Origin of the sequence: Paenibacillus glycanilyticus, assembly GCF_051200795.1 — a bacterium.
Lineage (GTDB): Bacteria > Bacillota > Bacilli > Paenibacillales > Paenibacillaceae > Pristimantibacillus > Pristimantibacillus glycanilyticus.
On the sequence record NZ_CP195155.1, the window covers coordinates 2136093 to 2152548 of the forward strand.

Here is a 16456-nt window from a genome sequence, read left to right on the forward strand (position 1 = left end):
AGTTTCATTTTAAGTGAGTCTTGCGAAATTCTCCCGGGGTTACGCCCTCCATCTCCATAAATATTTTATTGAAATAACTGACACTGGGGTACCCGGAGTCGATTGCAATTTCTTTGATAGACATATGCGGGTCGGCGAGAAGCTTATGTTTGCTGTTTTGAATTCTGCATTTCGTTATGTAGGCGAGAGGCGTTATCCGGGTTACCTTTTTGAACAGGCTACAGAAATAGTTCGGCGTCAGATTTACCTTATCCGACCATTCTTCCAGAATATAAGGAAGATGGGCGTTTTTTTGCATGGAGGGCAAGAGCTGAATAATCCGGTCGACATTTTGGGTCCCTCTCTTATTGGAAAACGGAATCGCATTGCACATGAAATCAATCAGCACGGCGTAAGTCAGAGCGGAGATTTTGGCCGGCCGCGAGAACTGGTTTCGTTCAATTTCATCAAGCAGCTCGAGCCAGGATTGCTCCAGCATCGTGAAATCATTCATATACCATATGGACGGTTCGCGAAATCCTCTCTCCAGTAAAAAATCTGCGAGTCCTTTTCCGTTAAACTGCAGCCAATAGATTTCCCAACGATCGTCTTCGGAGGTGTAGTAGCGCATTCTCTGCTGCGGACAATGGAGGAAGACGTCGCCCTTTTTCAATGCATGGACAGTGTCGTCCAGCTCGATATATCCCTTACCCGCAACAACGAGGTGCAAACTGAAATCTCTAAGTCCCGTTTCGCGATTGACATCCTGATCACTTGGCCGCGTGTATTTCCCGAGGGCAAGAGGAAAACAAAAAAAATCGAATTCCTCGAAGCGTGGCAGAAAATAATGGCGGTACATCATATAGGTAAGACCCCTCCTTTCGCATGATCAATTATAACATTTCGACAAAGAGGGGGAAAACATCGTAAATTGCTGGGGAAAGCAAAGAACCCGAAAGAACGGTCACTTTTTCAAAGTGTCCATCTTTCGTATGCACCATCAATGGTTGCAATGAAAGTATTTCACAATCCAACACTAAGAGGCTATGTAAAAAAGTATATAACCAGGCTTACATTTTAAAGAGCTGTATTTGGATAAGAACTTCTATACAATCCCGTGATCCCCGGGAATACACGAGTTATTAAACTATCATGAAAATTCATTGAAGTAACATCAAAAATAGACAAAATCAGAGAAGGGTGCGTCTTTTAAGTTTTTTAAAGTATTTCTTTTCGGTTTATGTTAGTGGCACAAGAAAGCCCAGGCTGACCCGAGTGTGGGCTTGCAACTGTTTGATGGGCTTACCATCATATGAGCAATTTCGTATGTTTGGACTCATACAGTCTCTCAAGCTGCGAGGCAATTGCGACCAATTCATGCTGCGATTGCAGCAGGCCGAGCAAAGCGCGAACGAGCACCATCCGCGGCGACTCGTCAGCCGCTGCCTCTTGCAGCAGATGGGCCGCTTCATGCAGCTCCGACTTGCGGGCGTTCGTCACTTGGAGCTCTTCAATGCTGGACATGAGCTTGGTCAGCGTCGCATGCAGCTGCTCGCCGGCTGGCGCGTGACAGCCTTTCATCCCTCTTGCGACGAACTGTGACATGACTTCGGCATCTAGGATCGGCTCGTGTGTGGACTTCTTAATGCCTGCGACCATCTCATCCATACGATCAACGACGAAATTCGCCATACGAGCATAATTGAACGGGCTGCTGATGAGTGTGATCATAATCATATATTCCTTGAGAATACCGGTGTATAGGGCGATTAAATCCCATTTGTGTTTCTCAATTTCCGGCCCGTATACACTAATCATCAGCTCAGCAAAATTAACCAGCATTTGCGAGCGCATCTGTTGAAGAAATTTGGAGAAGGCGCCATCCTCTTTCATGGGCAGTTCGTAGAAGTCCTTTATGCTGTATTTAAATTCCAGAAAAAATTCAAACTGGCGGTGCGTCTGCAGCACGAATTTCTCTCGCGGCGACAGCTCCGGATTCGACTTTATTCGATCAGACTCCTCGAACATCACCTGCGTCCGGGAACGATACACCTCAACGAGCAAGTCCTCTTTAGATGCAAAAAATTTATATAATGATCCTTTGGCTATGCCGCAGTCGTTCGCGATATCTTGGATGGAAGTGGCCACGTAGCCTTTTTGCGAGAAGATTTGCATGGCCGATCCGATGATTTTCTCTTTAAGCAAGCTCATGGTAGTTCCCCTCTTCAAAAAAAGATTGACAACGGAATGTCTTTTGATGAGAATATTGTATGTCATGACTGATGAGTTTTCAATAAAAACCTTCGGTCATGAAATTAAAGAGAAGAATTTTCATGGAGAGAAGGTAGAAAGATGTCTAAGCAAACAGCAGCGGCATCATTATCATCCGAATTCTCGATCAAGAGCATTATTGCCCCGCTCATGGCCGTCATCGTCGGTATGATTATGGTTATTCTAGACAGTACAGTCGTTAACGTAGCGCTGGCGAAATTTCAAACGGAGTTTGACGCGACGATCAACACGGTGCAATGGACGTTCACTGGTTATACACTTGCATTGTCGGCGGTAATTCCACTTGCCGGCTGGATGACCGATAAATTCGGTTCGAAACGGATATTCCTTATTACAATTGCGCTATTCACGCTCGGTTCCGTTCTTTGCGGAGCGGCACAAACGGTAGAACAATTGATCATCTTCCGCGTCATTCAAGGTCTTGGCGGCGGTATGGTTATGCCAATTGGTATGGCGATTATTTTCCGACTTGCTCCTCAGGAGAAGCGCGGTTCGGTTATGGGGATGCTAGGTATACCGATGCTGCTTGCTCCAGCATTGGGTCCGATTCTGTCGGGCTGGCTGATTGACGCGGTATCATGGCACTGGATCTTCTTGATTAACTTGCCAATCGGTATTGTCGCTCTGTTCGTTGGTATGAAGTATTTGCCGAATTTCGAACAAGGTAAAGCACCTGCTCTGGACATTATTGGTATGATTCTTGCCCCAATCGCATTTGCAACTCTCGCTTACGGCGTAAGCGAAGGCGGACGTGTGGGCTGGTCAGCGGAAAACACGCTGTGGGGTCTTATTGTCGGCGGCATAGCATTACTGTTGTTTATCTTTGTTGAGCTGCGTCATAAGCAGCCGCTGCTTGAGCTGCGCGTGTTCCGTTCATCGGACTTTACTCGCGGTACGCTTCTGGTCTGGATCGTTCAAATTGCGCTGTTCGGCGCAATGATTCTGATGCCAGTATTCCTGCAGCAGATTCGCAATTACACGCCACTGGAAACAGGGATTATCATGCTTCCGCAAGCGATCGGCTCGATGATCTTCATGCCAATCGGCGGTCGTCTGTTTGACAAGATCGGCGCGCGTCCACTCGCAATTGTAGGTTTGGCTCTCGTAAGTGGCGCGATGTTCCTGCTCCACAACATCGCTCTCGATACAAAGCTTATCATGGTCCTCATTCCGCTGTTCATGATCGGCTGCGGTATGGGTCTGTCGATGATGTCACTGAACACGCACGTATTGAACTCGGCGCCGCGTCACCTCGTGACACGCGTTACGCCGCTTACGACAGCAGCGCAGCAAGTCGTCACGTCGTTCGCAGTCGCTGGCCTGACTGGTTACATGACAACACGCGCAGCGGATCATATGAAGACGCTTGGTGCCAACGGCAATCCAGTGGATGCTGCAGTCAGCGCATACAGCGACACGTTCTTGCTGTCGTTCTGTCTGGTTCTGTTCGGTATCCTGTTCAGTCTGTTCCTTCGCAAGCCGAAGCCACAGAAGGAAGTTCCGGATGTTGAGCAAGTCGATCCGGCTATGATGATGGGTCACTAATCGTTGGTTGACGAAGAGGTTGAGTAGAAGGAATTCCTTCTGCTCAACCTTTTTTTGTGTCTGGTGTTAGCGACCTGCTGGCAGAATAATCGGTCTCCGTTATTGATCTTGCTACACAGTCCTACATCAATCGGCAGTTGTTTTTTATTGAACGATTTGACAGGATAACGGAAATGATTTGTAGAAAAAAACTAAATGATAGTGACAAAAGTAGTGTAGGGTATGTGGATTCCAGATCTCGCAGATGATGCAGAATCATATGCCTACCCTCTCTGGCGATTTTCAATCTGGACAATTCTACCGGCAGTTGAATAAAGCGGATGTGACAATTCAACCAGCGCTTGATAGGATTGCGTTTGCGGAAATGCTATGCTGTTTTCGACAGTGCGCACTGTACATTTTCTTTTATCGGAGGTATACGATGCTCGACTTGCGTAAAATTGGAGCTTATATTTCGAAGCTTCGCAAAGACCAAGATCTGACCCAATTGGAACTTGCCGATCAACTGAATGTAAGTCATCAAGCGGTATCGAAATGGGAACGGGGTGACTCGCTACCGGATATCGGAACGCTTCCGCAGTTAGCGAGGTTATTCGGCAAAACAGTAGACGACATTTTAAATGCAGAAGACAACGCAGAAAATCGAGAGCACCAGCACCTGGGAACGATCGTTAAGGAGATCGCAGAGAACAGGCCGGTACAAGTTGCAGAGATGGTCAATGCCGGAGAGGTGAAGGTGGAAGAGCTTGTACAAGTAGCGCCGTTTGTAAAGGCAAGCGCTCTGCATAAGGTTACAGAACGATTAGACAGCAGCGTCCTTAAGTTAGACGTGATCATGCGGCTGGCTCCGTTCCTTGGAACAGATACATTGGATGAACTGGTTCGTCAGGCAGAAGAGGGCGAAATTGAGTGGAATGCCATTACTGGACTCGCTCCGTTCGTCAACAGCGACACATTAAGCCGACTGGTAGATAAATCGATTGACGGTTCCTTAGAAGTGCACAATCTTGTTGGAATTGCCCCGTTTCTTGGAAGAGAACATGTAGATCGGTTGGTACAAGAAGCCGAAGAAGGCAGCTTGAGCTGGCATTCCGTCCAAGGGCTGGCACCTTTTATTAGCAGAGAAACATTAGGTCGTTTGGTAGACCGGGTTGTAGATGGCACCATCGATGCGAACCGGATCGTAAGCCTCGCACCTTTCCTGGGTAGGGAGCAAGTGGATCGGTTGGTACAAGAAGCCGAAGAGGGCAGCTTGAGCTGGCATTCCGTTCAAGGGCTGGCACCTTTTATTAGCAGAGAAACATTAGGTCATTTGGTAGACCGGGTTGTAGACGGCACCATCGATGCGAACCGGATCATAAGCCTCGCACCTTTTCTGGACAGGGAAAATCTCGAGAAGTTGATTGGTGGAGTCGAAGGTGAACATCTTAGCCCGGATCTGCTGGCAAGTCTTGCTCCTTTCGTCGATCAAGGTACATTGAGCAGAATGGTGACAAAATTATTAAATAAAGTAAAGTAGACATGTATATCTGAGAACGGAGATTGGTGATGCATAGACCGTCTGCGATCTGAAAAGCTACCGGCTTGAAATTTGGTAGCTTTTTGTTTTGATTTTCGGTTCATTGCGAGCCAACAATACACAGACTGCGGCTGTCTTGGGAAAATAAAAAATTAGACTGAAATAAAGTATTCTATTGTGAGAATAAAGTTCTAGATTAGGCAACGGCGTTAAGCTAACATAGAACGATAATATTCCGGCAGCAGACTCTACGTCTCTGATATATTCAAGAAAGGGTGCTAGTCCCTCAAGATTATGCTGAAACTTAAAGACCTTTCCGTACGGTAATCCACGTTTTAAAAAGGCTTGTGCATGACTCTCTCCCTTAGAAATATCCACACCAATGACAGGATTCATTTCATCACTCCCAAAGTAAATTCGCCGGCAGCCCCTAACTTTCTTGTTGTCCACACTATCGCATGTGATACGGGATTAATGTCCCAACCAGCCTAAAGACGAACAGAATAGCTTACGGGATCTGAGTCCCACGGGCAGTTACGTTCGATCCCCGGCTACTGCAATCTTACGACCCTACAAAAAAGAGGTCGACCAGAAAGATCTGGTGACCTCATAATACGAATGGGCAGTTTAACGCAACCTTCCTTATAATACCAACGTCTAAAAGATATTGTAAAAGGCACAATTTTGAACGGGGATGATTAGTATCAAAATGTTCATTATACTTTTAATAATTTGTGCGCTGTCAGGATGCGCAAATAAAGCGAGTAAAGTGGAAAGTGCCTCGTCCAATTCTGAATCGTTACCGACTACTCCCATTTATTATACTTCTGCTTATGATGAGAAAGAATTAGAAGAACTTGGTATTACATTAAACTCAACAAAAATAGCCCCTAAAACAGGTAAAACTGAAGTGCGTAGAATAGCTGAAGATTTATTGCGTCAAACCGCAATACAACCCAAAGGTATTTATATTGAATACGGTCTAATAACGGCGCCTAATGTTGGATTAGGTGCATTATCAATTGACGCAATGGAAGCAAATCCAATATTGAAAAATAAAAAGTCAATATCGGAAATACCTGTCTGGATAATCACATTAAAAGGACTGCTTCCAGACGACTACAAACCAGACACCAGACCAGGAAAACAACCTTTGGACATTAGTAGTACCGTAATTGATGCGATGACAGGCAAGGTTTTATTTGGATTCGGAAAAGGGAAATAACTAAACGGTTTCAACTAATGGAGACGATAGCTCAACATAAACAGTTCAGCAGCCGGTCAATTCTGACTGGCTGCTTACGTTTTTCAACTAAAGGGGAGTTATGCGTAACTTCCAGGGAATGTAAAAGTCTAAATATAGTAAGGAACGAGGAGGCAGACATTTCATGGGAGGAACGAATGTATGGGATGCGGAGTGGGAGGTTAACGAAGAGCAGGCGCGGACGCTGATCGGCAGACAATTCCCACAGCTGTCATCGAAGCAAGTGAAGCGATTGGGCTGGGGTTGGGACAATACGGTTTTTCTTATCGGTGACGAGTACGTGTTCCGGTTTCCAAGAAGAACGATTGCAGTTGGCTCGATTCGTATGGAAGGGAAGCTGTTGCCGAAGCTGGAGGCATATATGACTATCCCCTATCCGAGACCGTTTTTTTATGGCGAAGCAAGTGAGGAATACCCGGCACCATTTCTTGGCTATGCCTACGTGCCAGGAGATTTTCCCATCGGTTTGACGGAAGAACGCCGGGCTTTATCGGCAGAGACGTTGGCGAAATTTTTGCGGAGATTGCATGAGTTTCCGGTGCAGGCGGCGCTGAAGTGCGGAGTTCAGCAAGATCATCGAAGCTTGACGGACATAGCATCGCGCAAAGTGAAATTGGAGGGCTTTCTATCGAAGGTGGTTGAACACTTGTCGCCGGAGGAGTCCGGTGTGATCGAAGCGTATATTAGCAGGCTACAAACGGACCGTGTCGAGGCGGTGAATGTACTGCTACATGGCGATCTTCATTTCAAAAATATGCTTGTGAATGAGAACGGAATCGTTTCCGGCATCATTGATTGGGGCGATCTGAGCGTAGGCCATCCGGCTTGCGATTTGAGCGTTGCTTACAGCTTTTTACCACCTTACGCTCGCGGCGTGTTTTTCGAAACTTACGGAGGAGCGGACGAGGAAACGAAGCTGTTGGCTCGGCTGATCGCGGTATACATCCCCGTACTGATCTTGATGCAAGCGGTCGATGACGGAAATGAAGCGATTGCGGCAGAGGCGAAATCCAACATCATGCGAGCACTGTCGGATTAGGCTCATTATTTCGTTGTAGCTATAGGGCTATGGCTACATTTTGTTGTTTAAAGGCCGCGATAAGGTACGATTTGCCTTCTCTGATGCCGCTTTATGTTGAGGAACACGAAATTCAACAGAGTAAGTCGTTGCGCTAAACGGGAAACGTTAGTTCAGAAAAAAACAATGGCAGCTGATCTTTTAATCGGCTGCCATTTTTGCGTAGTATAGGTCTGGTCATTCAAAAGTAAAACGGACACCATTATGTGCTGGTTAAAAGGACTTGCTATAAATGCCATGGATATATACTACTCTATAAAAAAATCAGCATAAGTCTATTACTTTTTTGGCATTAATTGTATTGTAATTATGCGACCGCGGCGCGATGCAAAAGTGATAATGATTGCTCATAGGCCCTGTATTTATTTTGCTCCTAAGGAGATAACCGAATGGAAGATTACTATTGGAACGATAAATTTGATTATTTAAGCAAGACCAGATGGTTGTATTACAATGATGATTATTTAAACTTCCTTATAAGCTCTGTTTGGAATATCAACAAGCCTGTTCGAATCATCGATTTTGGCTGCGGCTATGGGTATTTGGGAACCAAGCTAATGTCGCTACTCCCTATGGGATCTACGTATACGGGTATAGATGCTGGTGATAAGTTAATTGATGAAGCTAGAGAGATTTTTCGAAACGCACCATTCCAAACAGAATTTATCCTTGGTGATATTCAAAAAATGGATATAAATAAAACGTACGATGTAGTAGTTTGCCATGCCTTCTTATTGCATATGGATAATCCAAAGGCAATACTACAAAAAATGATAGATAGTTTGGTGGATCGAGGCAGAATAATTTGCTTTGAGCCTCATTGGATCTCAAGCATGGCAAGCTATCACCTTGAAGGTCATGCACTATCAGATATAGTGCAATTGGGGTTCCTCCAGGAGTTATATGAAAGGGATGCCCAACGGAGTGGGAGAGACGGCAATATAGGAATTAAGTTGCCTGTTTATTTAAGCCAGTTAGGAGTTAGACAAATCGAATGTAGAGTCAGCGACAGGGTAAATTTTTTAGATCCCAATTCTGACTTTGAAAAAAACAGTGTACTTTACAACTCTCTAAAGGAAGATGGCTTCGGGGCTGATCCGGGGGAAGAAAAACCGTTTATTAAGAATTTGGTGGACCGTGGTGCTGCCCTTGAAGAAGCGCAAAAAGAACACAGGCTGGAATCTGCCTTGTCGGTAGCTTTTAACAATGATGTTTTTCTGTCGTATGCACCAAGTATGAAGATAACTTCAGGAATCATTGAAAGATAGGAAACTCATTAAGCCCCTCGGTACGATTCAGTTTCTTACAGCAGCCGGTCAATAATGACCGGCTGCTGACGTTTCTCAACTAATGGGCAGAGGAGTTGAATTCGAAACTACCGATGGCTTATGGCTTTCCTTGCGCTCCGTTCGAGACAGCTTCCCATGTCTCCCAAGTGGCTAAACGATCGGCATAGGTTTCGCGCACCAAAGGCAAGACCCCAGCGCCGACCGCAAACCGCAGAGGTGGGTCCTCGGCGTCTACGATTTGAAGAATCGCTTCGGCCGTCGCCTTCGGATCGCCACGTTCTTCGGTCGATAAACGAGTGGATACCCGATTTCGAAGATCAGCGTAAACTTCCATTACTTGTGATGTCTTCATGGACAAGGGGCTTCCAAAGTCGGTGGCAAAGGCGCCCGGCTCGAGCAACGTGACCTTAATGCCGAAGCCTTTAACCTCTTGAGCGAGGCTATCGTGCAGCGCTTCGACTGCCCATTTGGAAGCGCAATAGAAACCAATGAGCGGCGCCGCAACAATTCCCATGGCGCTTGATACGCCGAGAATGTGCCCGCTGCCCTGTAGTCGAAGCAGAGGCAGGGCAGCTCGGATGACACGAAGCGTACCAAAGTAATTGGCGTCAAATAGTTCGCGGACGTCGGATTCGTTAGCCTCCTCAGTCGTGCCAACCAGCGTATAACCGGCATTGTTTAGGACGACGTCCAGCCTGCCGAAATGCGCGTGAGCCTGCTGAACGACATGCTCGACCTGACTAGAATCCGTTACATCGAGCACTAAGGGGAGAACAGCGTCTCCAAAACGTTCCTTAAGGTCGATGATGCTTTCCGGTGTGCGAGCGGTCGCGGCAACCATATCCCCGCGAGAGAGTGCGGCCTCTGCCCAGATGCGCCCTAATCCGCGAGAGGCTCCTGTAATAAACCAGACTTTTTTTTCCATAGTATTATCCTCCAATGCTGTTCCTGTGTGTAGTATTTTTAAAGCTTCTATTTTCTCTTTTGTTCACCTCTAATGTTACGGCGTAGTAGCTTGATACGGAATTTCAAATAAGTTAGCATGGTATTAACTTATGGTTTATACAAAAGGAGGGGCCTTCCTGAATGATTGAGCAACTAAAGACTTTTGTTCAAGTGGCGGAGTCCGGAAGCTTCTCTAAGGCAGCCGAAAAGCTTTTTATTTCTTCAACCGCTGTGATGAAGCAAATGAATTTGTTGGAAAAGCAAGCTGGAGTCCCACTATTTATCCGTACCAACCACGGTGTCAGGCTCACAAAGGCAGGAATAACTTTTATCAAAGATGCAGAATTTATGCTGCAGTATTTTCAAGAATCTCTTATCCGTATGCATCAGTCCGCACAGACCAATCGGCATATGGTTCGGGTGGGCACTTCTATGCTTAACCCCTGTAATGTTTTGATAGAATTGTGGAATGGAATTAGCGACCTATACCCGCAATTCGGAATAAACATCGTTCATTTCGAAGATGACGCACATACACTCCCAACCACTTATCGCATGATTGGCCAATCACTCGATATCATTGCGGGGCCATTTCTTACAGATAACTTGAAGGATTACTACCGTATGCTTAAACTGGGAAGTTACCGTGTTTGCTTTGCCGTATCTCGGCAACATAGGCTAGCTTCAAGAAAAACACTTTCTGTCAAAGATTTGTATGGGGAAAGATTGGCTATAGTGAACGGTGGCGAGAGTGCGATCATTCATGACATACGTGATTTCCTGATCATGAATCATCCTCAAATACGAATTAAGGATGTTCCGCGTCTCTATGATCTTGATGTGTTTAATCGCTGCGAGGAAAGTAATACGGTTATGCTAACATTGGAGGCCTGGGCAGATATTCATCCATCTTTGGTGACGATCCCTAGTGATTTAGATATAGAGATTCCATATGGTTTGATATATCCATTACATCCATCCCAGGAAGTTGATCAATTCTTAGAAATCATAAAAGAAATGCAAGGTAATGTTCTAGCTAAGGTTGAGTGATTCGAGGTGCAATGTGTAGAAAATGGTGACTGGAGCTGGAGCTGGAGCTATTGGTGAACGATATCTCAATTAGAAACGTCAGCAGCCGGTCAATAATGACCGGCTGCATGACGTTTCTTAACTAATACGGTCCACTAGATGAAGATAATGCATGTTGAGTTTTCGCTTAATCAAGTTTACAGATCGACTTTCCAGTTCCCCATCATCTTTGCAACTTCCGGATCACGGTACGATAAGAAAAGACTTTTTCGCGTATCGAGAGTGGAAATTTGTTCGATGTCGTCCGTGCTCAATTCAAAATCGAAAATGTTAAAGTTTTCGACGATCCCTGGTAACTGGGACAAAATCAAGCATATGCATAGTGACGTATTTTACTCGCAGAAAACGTAAGATATCACAAGAGACTTAACCCCTTTGAATAATAAACTCGGACATACAATAAGCGTCTTCCATTAATAAGTAAGCAAAATGGCAGCTGATCAATGATCAGTTGCCATTTTTGTTGAAGAAAAGGGCAGGATTACGTTATAAAACAATAAATTTTTGCGTCTTTATAACAGAGATGTTTTTTATAGACCTATGTGAAGGATGGAAAGGAGTTAACCATGTCACAACACCGTAAGATTATTTCTACCATAACCGTACTCTATACTATTTTGATTCTTTATTTTTTATTTCTCGCTTTCGGTAGAATAGGCGCCGCAGATCAAACGACTGGCTACACCTTTATATTTTTACCGGACGATTTCTTTAAGTTGCCAAGTATATCGGATCTTCTACATCCTACCTTGATGGATTTTGTAGGATTTGGAAACCTCGCAGCCTTCATTCCTTTCGGCCTATTGATTCCATTGTTATATCGGATCACCTTTGTTAGATTCATTACAGTGTTCTTTCTATCGATTCTCTTAATGGAAACCATACAGGCACTAACGTTGCTCGGCAGCTTCGATATTAACGACGCGATTCATAACGCATTAGGCGCGGCAGTCGGTTTTGGGGCATACAAGCTTGGTGTTCGCTCAAAAAACGGTTGGCGCAATACTGTGATGACTGCCATCTCCTGCATGGTTCTTTTATTAGGAGTACGGGGATTGTTTGGGATTGTAGATAAAGCGTTCACCAAAGAAGAAGGTCCCTTTGTGGCGATAAACGAATTGAAAGACAGCTCCGGAAATTCATCAACGGGAGAAAAAACAAATAGCTTTATAATTAGCGGTCAAAACGTAAAACCCCGCTATAATATGTATGACGTCGAAGGTGAAAATTTAGAAACGTTCACCTATACGTTTAAGGAGAAGTCTGTTTTCTCCTTGTATTACGGAATACCTGATCAAACGGATGATTCCGGAAGCATTCGTGTTTCCGTCAATGGGAGCGAGGTAATGACCGGTTCTGGAGAAGATCAACGCCGTTATCCGGAACTATTCCCGGCTATGTGCGAGATTCCTATCGAAGCGGGGAGCGAGCTCACGATAACAATTGAGGGGAACGAAAAAATATGGGATGTTGGGTATAGGAAGATGCAATATTTCTGGAACTGAGTCCATCGCTGTACTTATTAATTTTGCTCGCTATTTAATCAATCCGCCGAATACTTTAGGTACGGCGAAATATGCGGACCGATGTACTTAAAGATCATCAACAAATACTTCACATTGTTAATACGATGGGGGAATGAATAAATGAAAAATAATGAAAATATTCTCTATCTGATATCGGGACCACTCGGAGTAGGCAAATCAACCACTTCGAAAGAACTTGCACGAAATGTTCAGCAATGCGTACTTATTGAAGGGGATATTCTACTTGGCATGTTAAATGACGAACTCTCACTTTCGTGGGAAGAACGCTTACGACTCACATGGGATAATATACTGACATTAACCAGGAACTATTTGCAGCATGATTTAAATGTCGTTATTGATTTTGTAGTGGAGGAAGAACTGGAATGGTTTTGTAACCATTTATCGGACTTGAAAAATGTGACTTTAAAATACGTCGTGCTGACAGCGGATAAAGATAAAATAATAGAACGGCTAAACTCTCGAGGGGATATTGATTCCTTGGAACGTTCTTTGTTTTTATTAAACAAGATGGAAAGTTCACATTTCAATAAAAAATTTAGCTATAACACTACCCATAAACACCCGACAGAAACGGTAAAAGATATTATCGAAAACTCTCGTTTTCATGTGCCATTGAATCCTTTTAGATTGAACTCTAACGGCAAACTATAGTGCAATCAATACAGCTGCAGCTTTTTATCATTATCCATCTAAAGATCACTTGATCGTTGCCATTCTGGAACGCTCCAGCGAGATGTATTGGGCTTGGTTCGAGGAGACGGTGCATATGGCAAGTAACACTTTAATTGTTATGAAGGTTGTTTTCAAAGCCGAACCGAGGAGGCAATCGGTACGGCTTTGTTTGCATTCCGTCGATCTTAGCTCCTGGGTACTGAGTGTTGACAGCCATCCAAATATAGGATAACATGATGTCAGTCACCACTGACAGACATTAACGGGAGACGAGGTGTTCATCATAGATATCAGCAAGTTGGGAAGTAGCGAAAGACTCTTGCTAGTGGCGATCGATCTCATCTCGGAGAGAGGCTACAATGGGGTTACCACGCAAGAGATCGCTACGGCCGCCGGCCTGAGCGAGAAGACATTGTTCCGGCACTTCGGCAGCAAGCTGAAGCTACTTGAAGCCGCCTTCGAACGGTATCACTACGCCGAAGAGATGAGAAAGATTTTTGCGGAAAAGCTATCATGGGAGCTGGAAAAAGATCTCCTGACGATCAGCAAGACCTATCACGAGATCATGAACCGCAATCGCAAATTGCTCAAGATCAGCATCAAGGACGAAACTCAGATGTCGGGATTTAAAGAACGATTGCTTAGGCATCCTCTGCAGTTGCTCGAGTTTCTAACGAGTTACTTCAACACGATGAGCGAGAAAGGGAAGCTGCGTTTGACGGATCCGAGGATGCAGGCTTTTACGTTCATGATGTCGCAGTACGGAGCATTTATGAACGATCTGGAAGCGGGGAGGAACTACCCGGATATCGCGCTGGAACCTTTCATCGAGGAAAGCGTCAGAATGTTTGCTAGGGCTTTAACCCCCTAGCTTTTTTTCCAAACTAAATGTCAGTAAGTACTGACAGACAACAGGAGGGGATTAAAATGGCAGGACTAGAAAACCTGTACGATGTAGCGGTGATTGGCGGAGGACTGTCGGGTCTTACGGCCGCCGTATATCTGGCTGCAGGCATGGCAAGCGCTAAGCAAGCTGCTTTGGAGGTGATGAGCGATGAAAGGGGTTAAGCTCGCCTACTTGCTGGCCGTCGTCAATGCCGTCGTAATTGGGATGTCGTTCCTAGTCGTCAAAAAGTCGCTTGACTACGCAAGTCCATTCGATACGTTGACTTTTCGTTTCGCCGCAGCGTTCGCCATCCTATCCATCATGGCAGCATCCGGCTTGTTCAAGTTGAACTACCGCGGCAAACCGCTATACAAATTGCTGATGTTGTCCAGTATGTATCCTCTCGGTTTTTTTACCTTGCAAACGTACGGACTGCAGTATACAACTTCCGCGGAGGGAGGAATTATTAATGCGCTTTCGCCTCTCGCGACGATGGTGCTCGCCTCCGTATTTTTGAAAGAAGCGACGTCCCGGCCGCAGAAGCTATCCCTTATCCTGTCCGTGTCAGGCGTCGCCTTTATATTCATCATGAAGGGCAACGGCATCGGCTTTTCCAATATGAAGGGCGTGTTTCTGTTGCTGTTGGCTTGCGCGGCTCTCGCCGGATACAGCGTGCTTGCTCGTTCCGTGTCGAAATCTTTCAGCCCGGTGGAAATCAGTTATTTCATGGTAGGAACGGGATTTGCCGCATCGCTGGTATTCTCCCTTGCCTTCCATGTATCGGACGGAACGCTGAGCAGACTCGCGGCACCGCTTGCGAGCATGACATTCATGATGCTGATTCTTTGCCTCGGAGCGGTTCAAGTCGCCACGGCGCTGATGGGAAACTACATCCTGTCCCGAATCGAAGCCTCGCGAATGGGAGTATTCATCAACTTGTCGACGGTTGTCTCCATTGCTGCCGGCGCCGGGGTCCTCGGTGAACCTGTTGCCTGGTATCATTTTATCGGTTCAGCACTTATTGTTGCCGGAGTTATTGGAATGAATCTGCGCATACGGAAGGAAGGACTGGCCTTATGATCAAAGGCTCCGCTATAGCGGAGCCTTTTCTATAAGATTTCGATGACCTAAGCCTTTGGAATTTTCAGCACCATGCCGGCTTTCACATCATCCATATTATCAATATGATTGTAATCCGCGATGAATTTTACATATTTGTCGGAGCCGTAATAGATTTTGGAGATGCTGTAGAGCGTCTCGCCACTCTTTACGGTATGAACGGATGTCTTCAAGGAAGGAATGATGAGGTTGGTGCCAGCTTTCAAGCCTGCATTTTTATCAAGCTTATTTTCTTTCGCGATATAATCCACATATTCCACCGATTTGTAGAACATTCTGGAAACCTCCGACAGCGTGTCGCCTGCTTGGATTAGATAGGTAGCGGGCAAGTGTATTTTCGAATAGTCTTTAGTTCCTTGCTGGGCGCCATTTATCGAGCCGTTTGTTGATGATAAGGCCGGGATCTTAAGATGATCTCCAACTATCATATCATTAATAAACAAGATATGGTTATACTCTGCAAGCAGCGTATAATACTCCTTAGATTGATAAAACTTCTCTGATATCATTCTTAGCGTATCGCCTTTTTGAACCACATAGGTGGTTGGAAGCTTTACCGTTTTAGCGGGGGCTTCCGTTGATTTATTGCCATAATTCTTATTTTCTTGCATAGGTTTTTCTGTCTGTGCAGGCTTAGGCGTCTCCGTTGGCGTATCGCTTTCACTGACCGGTGTGTTGGATGCAAGAGGAGCAGGTTCTTCTATCAAATCATTTGATTCCTCTGCAGGCTCTTGTTCGTCTTCACCGTTAACGGTTCCGGCGGTGGGGTCATCCTCCGATAGCTCGTTTCCGCCATTCCCATTATTAAGGGAATCCGAATCAGCTGGCTTGCTAATACTGCTCTGCCCATTGGCTTGCTCGGCATTCTCGGCAGCTAGCGGAAGTTTAGAGTCAACTTTATTCGTATATTTTCCATAAATTACTCCGCAAATGCCAATAAGAAGGATGACTATCGCCAGATAGATGATGAGATTTGTTTGTTTTAAAGATACCAATCTTCCCTTGGAATGTTTGCTGCTGCGTGTGCTTCTCTTATCCAAAACGTAATCTTCTCCTTTATTACAAATTTAAACCTATTCTATCGGACTTATTAACCTCTGTGGAATGGGCCTTAATAGCCAATTCATTCTCAACGAGCATGTACACCGATTGAACAGTAATCCTATTTAGAAAATCTAGTTCTTTGGTGGCGTATGAGAATGCGGGTTAATATAGGTCTGCACGAATCT

The 16456-nt window shown here is 45.2% G+C and carries 16 protein-coding genes and 1 pseudogene; 11 read left to right on the top strand and 6 right to left on the bottom strand.

Annotated features, from left to right (window positions below; translation table 11 throughout):
* Positions 1–4: 4 nt before the first annotated feature.
* Both ACR9FF_RS09590 and ACR9FF_RS09595 read right to left on the bottom strand, forming a co-directional pair.
* Entirely contained in the window at positions 5–841 is an 837-nt protein-coding gene (locus ACR9FF_RS09590; protein ID WP_435170651.1) for an AraC family transcriptional regulator, read from the bottom strand.
* A 446-nt stretch (positions 842–1287) separates the two neighbouring features.
* Entirely contained in the window at positions 1288–2190 is a 903-nt protein-coding gene (locus tag ACR9FF_RS09595) for a TetR/AcrR family transcriptional regulator (protein ID WP_435170653.1), read from the bottom strand.
* A gap of 141 nt (positions 2191–2331) precedes the next feature.
* On the opposite strand from ACR9FF_RS09595, the gene ACR9FF_RS09600 reads away from it, so the two are divergent.
* Together ACR9FF_RS09600 and ACR9FF_RS09605 are read left to right on the top strand one after the other, a co-directional pair.
* A complete protein-coding gene (locus tag ACR9FF_RS09600) occupies positions 2332–3816 on the top strand; it encodes a DHA2 family efflux MFS transporter permease subunit (RefSeq protein ID WP_127493829.1) in 1485 nt (494 codons plus the stop codon).
* Between the two features lie 421 nt (positions 3817–4237).
* Entirely contained in the window at positions 4238–5335 is a 1098-nt protein-coding gene (locus tag ACR9FF_RS09605) for a helix-turn-helix transcriptional regulator (protein WP_435170655.1), read from the top strand.
* A gap of 57 nt (positions 5336–5392) precedes the next feature.
* On the opposite strand, the gene ACR9FF_RS09610 is transcribed toward ACR9FF_RS09605, so the two are convergent.
* Positions 5393–5731 carry a hypothetical protein gene (locus ACR9FF_RS09610; protein WP_435170657.1) on the bottom strand — a complete coding sequence of 113 codons (339 nt, stop codon included), beginning with the start codon at positions 5729–5731 and terminating at the stop codon, positions 5393–5395.
* Between the two features lie 313 nt (positions 5732–6044).
* On the opposite strand from ACR9FF_RS09610, the gene ACR9FF_RS09615 reads away from it, so the two are divergent.
* The 3 genes from ACR9FF_RS09615 to ACR9FF_RS09625 all read left to right on the top strand — a co-directional run bounded on the left by ACR9FF_RS09615 (position 6045) and on the right by ACR9FF_RS09625 (position 8945).
* Positions 6045–6560 (top strand): hypothetical protein, encoded by a 516-nt coding sequence (locus ACR9FF_RS09615; RefSeq protein ID WP_435170659.1) that lies wholly within the window; start codon positions 6045–6047, stop codon positions 6558–6560.
* Positions 6561–6723: 163 nt separating this feature from the next.
* Positions 6724–7638 (top strand): phosphotransferase, encoded by a 915-nt coding sequence (locus tag ACR9FF_RS09620; RefSeq protein WP_435170661.1) that lies wholly within the window; start codon positions 6724–6726, stop codon positions 7636–7638.
* A 428-nt stretch (positions 7639–8066) separates the two neighbouring features.
* A complete protein-coding gene (locus tag ACR9FF_RS09625; protein WP_435170663.1) occupies positions 8067–8945 on the top strand; it encodes a class I SAM-dependent methyltransferase in 879 nt (292 codons plus the stop codon).
* 118 nt (positions 8946–9063) lie between these two features.
* Here ACR9FF_RS09625 and ACR9FF_RS09630 read toward each other — a convergent pair whose 3' ends face one another.
* The gene (locus ACR9FF_RS09630) at positions 9064–9891 is read right to left on the bottom strand and encodes an SDR family NAD(P)-dependent oxidoreductase (protein ID WP_435170665.1); all 828 of its coding nucleotides are present in this window, start codon (positions 9889–9891) and stop codon (positions 9064–9066) included.
* Positions 9892–10052: 161 nt separating this feature from the next.
* On the opposite strand from ACR9FF_RS09630, the gene ACR9FF_RS09635 reads away from it, so the two are divergent.
* Positions 10053–10961 (top strand): LysR family transcriptional regulator, encoded by a 909-nt coding sequence (locus ACR9FF_RS09635; protein ID WP_248756995.1) that lies wholly within the window; start codon positions 10053–10055, stop codon positions 10959–10961.
* Positions 10962–11137: 176 nt separating this feature from the next.
* On the opposite strand, the pseudogene ACR9FF_RS09640 reads toward ACR9FF_RS09635, so the two are convergent.
* Positions 11138–11287 (bottom strand): annotated as a pseudogene (locus ACR9FF_RS09640) (aldo/keto reductase); the annotation flags it as partial.
* Positions 11288–11566: 279 nt separating this feature from the next.
* On the opposite strand from ACR9FF_RS09640, the gene ACR9FF_RS09645 reads away from it, so the two are divergent.
* From ACR9FF_RS09645 to ACR9FF_RS09665, 5 genes are all read left to right on the top strand, one after another.
* Positions 11567–12505: a VanZ family protein gene (locus ACR9FF_RS09645; protein ID WP_435170667.1), complete on the top strand. Its 939-nt coding sequence runs from the start codon at positions 11567–11569 to the stop codon at positions 12503–12505.
* A 141-nt stretch (positions 12506–12646) separates the two neighbouring features.
* The gene (locus tag ACR9FF_RS09650; RefSeq protein ID WP_317979273.1) at positions 12647–13201 is read left to right on the top strand and encodes an AAA family ATPase; all 555 of its coding nucleotides are present in this window, start codon (positions 12647–12649) and stop codon (positions 13199–13201) included.
* 304 nt (positions 13202–13505) lie between these two features.
* Entirely contained in the window at positions 13506–14093 is a 588-nt protein-coding gene (locus ACR9FF_RS09655) for a TetR/AcrR family transcriptional regulator (RefSeq protein WP_127494002.1), read from the top strand.
* A 56-nt stretch (positions 14094–14149) separates the two neighbouring features.
* A complete protein-coding gene (locus tag ACR9FF_RS09660) occupies positions 14150–14290 on the top strand; it encodes a hypothetical protein (protein ID WP_201004784.1) in 141 nt (46 codons plus the stop codon).
* Entirely contained in the window at positions 14277–15188 is a 912-nt protein-coding gene (locus ACR9FF_RS09665; RefSeq protein WP_435170670.1) for a DMT family transporter, read from the top strand. Before ACR9FF_RS09660 ends, ACR9FF_RS09665 begins: the two co-directional genes overlap by 14 nt.
* A gap of 47 nt (positions 15189–15235) precedes the next feature.
* On the opposite strand, the gene ACR9FF_RS09670 is transcribed toward ACR9FF_RS09665, so the two are convergent.
* Positions 15236–16267 carry a LysM peptidoglycan-binding domain-containing protein gene (locus ACR9FF_RS09670; protein ID WP_435170672.1) on the bottom strand — a complete coding sequence of 344 codons (1032 nt, stop codon included), beginning with the start codon at positions 16265–16267 and terminating at the stop codon, positions 15236–15238.
* Between the last annotated feature and the right edge of the window lie 189 nt (positions 16268–16456).

What these genes read in the sequence shown, in the direction of transcription:
- ACR9FF_RS09650 (WP_317979273.1), top strand. Translation starts at nt 12,647, where the DNA reads ATGAAAAATAATGAAAATATTCTCTATCTGATATCGGGACCACTCGGA.
- ACR9FF_RS09645 (WP_435170667.1), top strand. Translation starts at nt 11,567, where the DNA reads ATGTCACAACACCGTAAGATTATTTCTACCATAACCGTACTCTATACT.
- ACR9FF_RS09600 (WP_127493829.1), top strand. Translation starts at nt 2,332, where the DNA reads ATGTCTAAGCAAACAGCAGCGGCATCATTATCATCCGAATTCTCGATC.
- ACR9FF_RS09605 (WP_435170655.1), top strand. Translation starts at nt 4,238, where the DNA reads ATGCTCGACTTGCGTAAAATTGGAGCTTATATTTCGAAGCTTCGCAAA.
- ACR9FF_RS09625 (WP_435170663.1), top strand. Translation starts at nt 8,067, where the DNA reads ATGGAAGATTACTATTGGAACGATAAATTTGATTATTTAAGCAAGACC.
- ACR9FF_RS09665 (WP_435170670.1), top strand. Translation starts at nt 14,277, where the DNA reads ATGAAAGGGGTTAAGCTCGCCTACTTGCTGGCCGTCGTCAATGCCGTC.
- ACR9FF_RS09610 (WP_435170657.1), bottom strand. Translation starts at nt 5,731, where the DNA reads ATGAATCCTGTCATTGGTGTGGATATTTCTAAGGGAGAGAGTCATGCA.
- ACR9FF_RS09620 (WP_435170661.1), top strand. Translation starts at nt 6,724, where the DNA reads ATGGGAGGAACGAATGTATGGGATGCGGAGTGGGAGGTTAACGAAGAG.
- ACR9FF_RS09590 (WP_435170651.1), bottom strand. Translation starts at nt 841, where the DNA reads ATGATGTACCGCCATTATTTTCTGCCACGCTTCGAGGAATTCGATTTT.
- ACR9FF_RS09595 (WP_435170653.1), bottom strand. Translation starts at nt 2,190, where the DNA reads ATGAGCTTGCTTAAAGAGAAAATCATCGGATCGGCCATGCAAATCTTC.
- ACR9FF_RS09635 (WP_248756995.1), top strand. Translation starts at nt 10,053, where the DNA reads ATGATTGAGCAACTAAAGACTTTTGTTCAAGTGGCGGAGTCCGGAAGC.
- ACR9FF_RS09630 (WP_435170665.1), bottom strand. Translation starts at nt 9,891, where the DNA reads ATGGAAAAAAAAGTCTGGTTTATTACAGGAGCCTCTCGCGGATTAGGG.
- ACR9FF_RS09615 (WP_435170659.1), top strand. Translation starts at nt 6,045, where the DNA reads ATGTTCATTATACTTTTAATAATTTGTGCGCTGTCAGGATGCGCAAAT.
- ACR9FF_RS09660 (WP_201004784.1), top strand. Translation starts at nt 14,150, where the DNA reads ATGGCAGGACTAGAAAACCTGTACGATGTAGCGGTGATTGGCGGAGGA.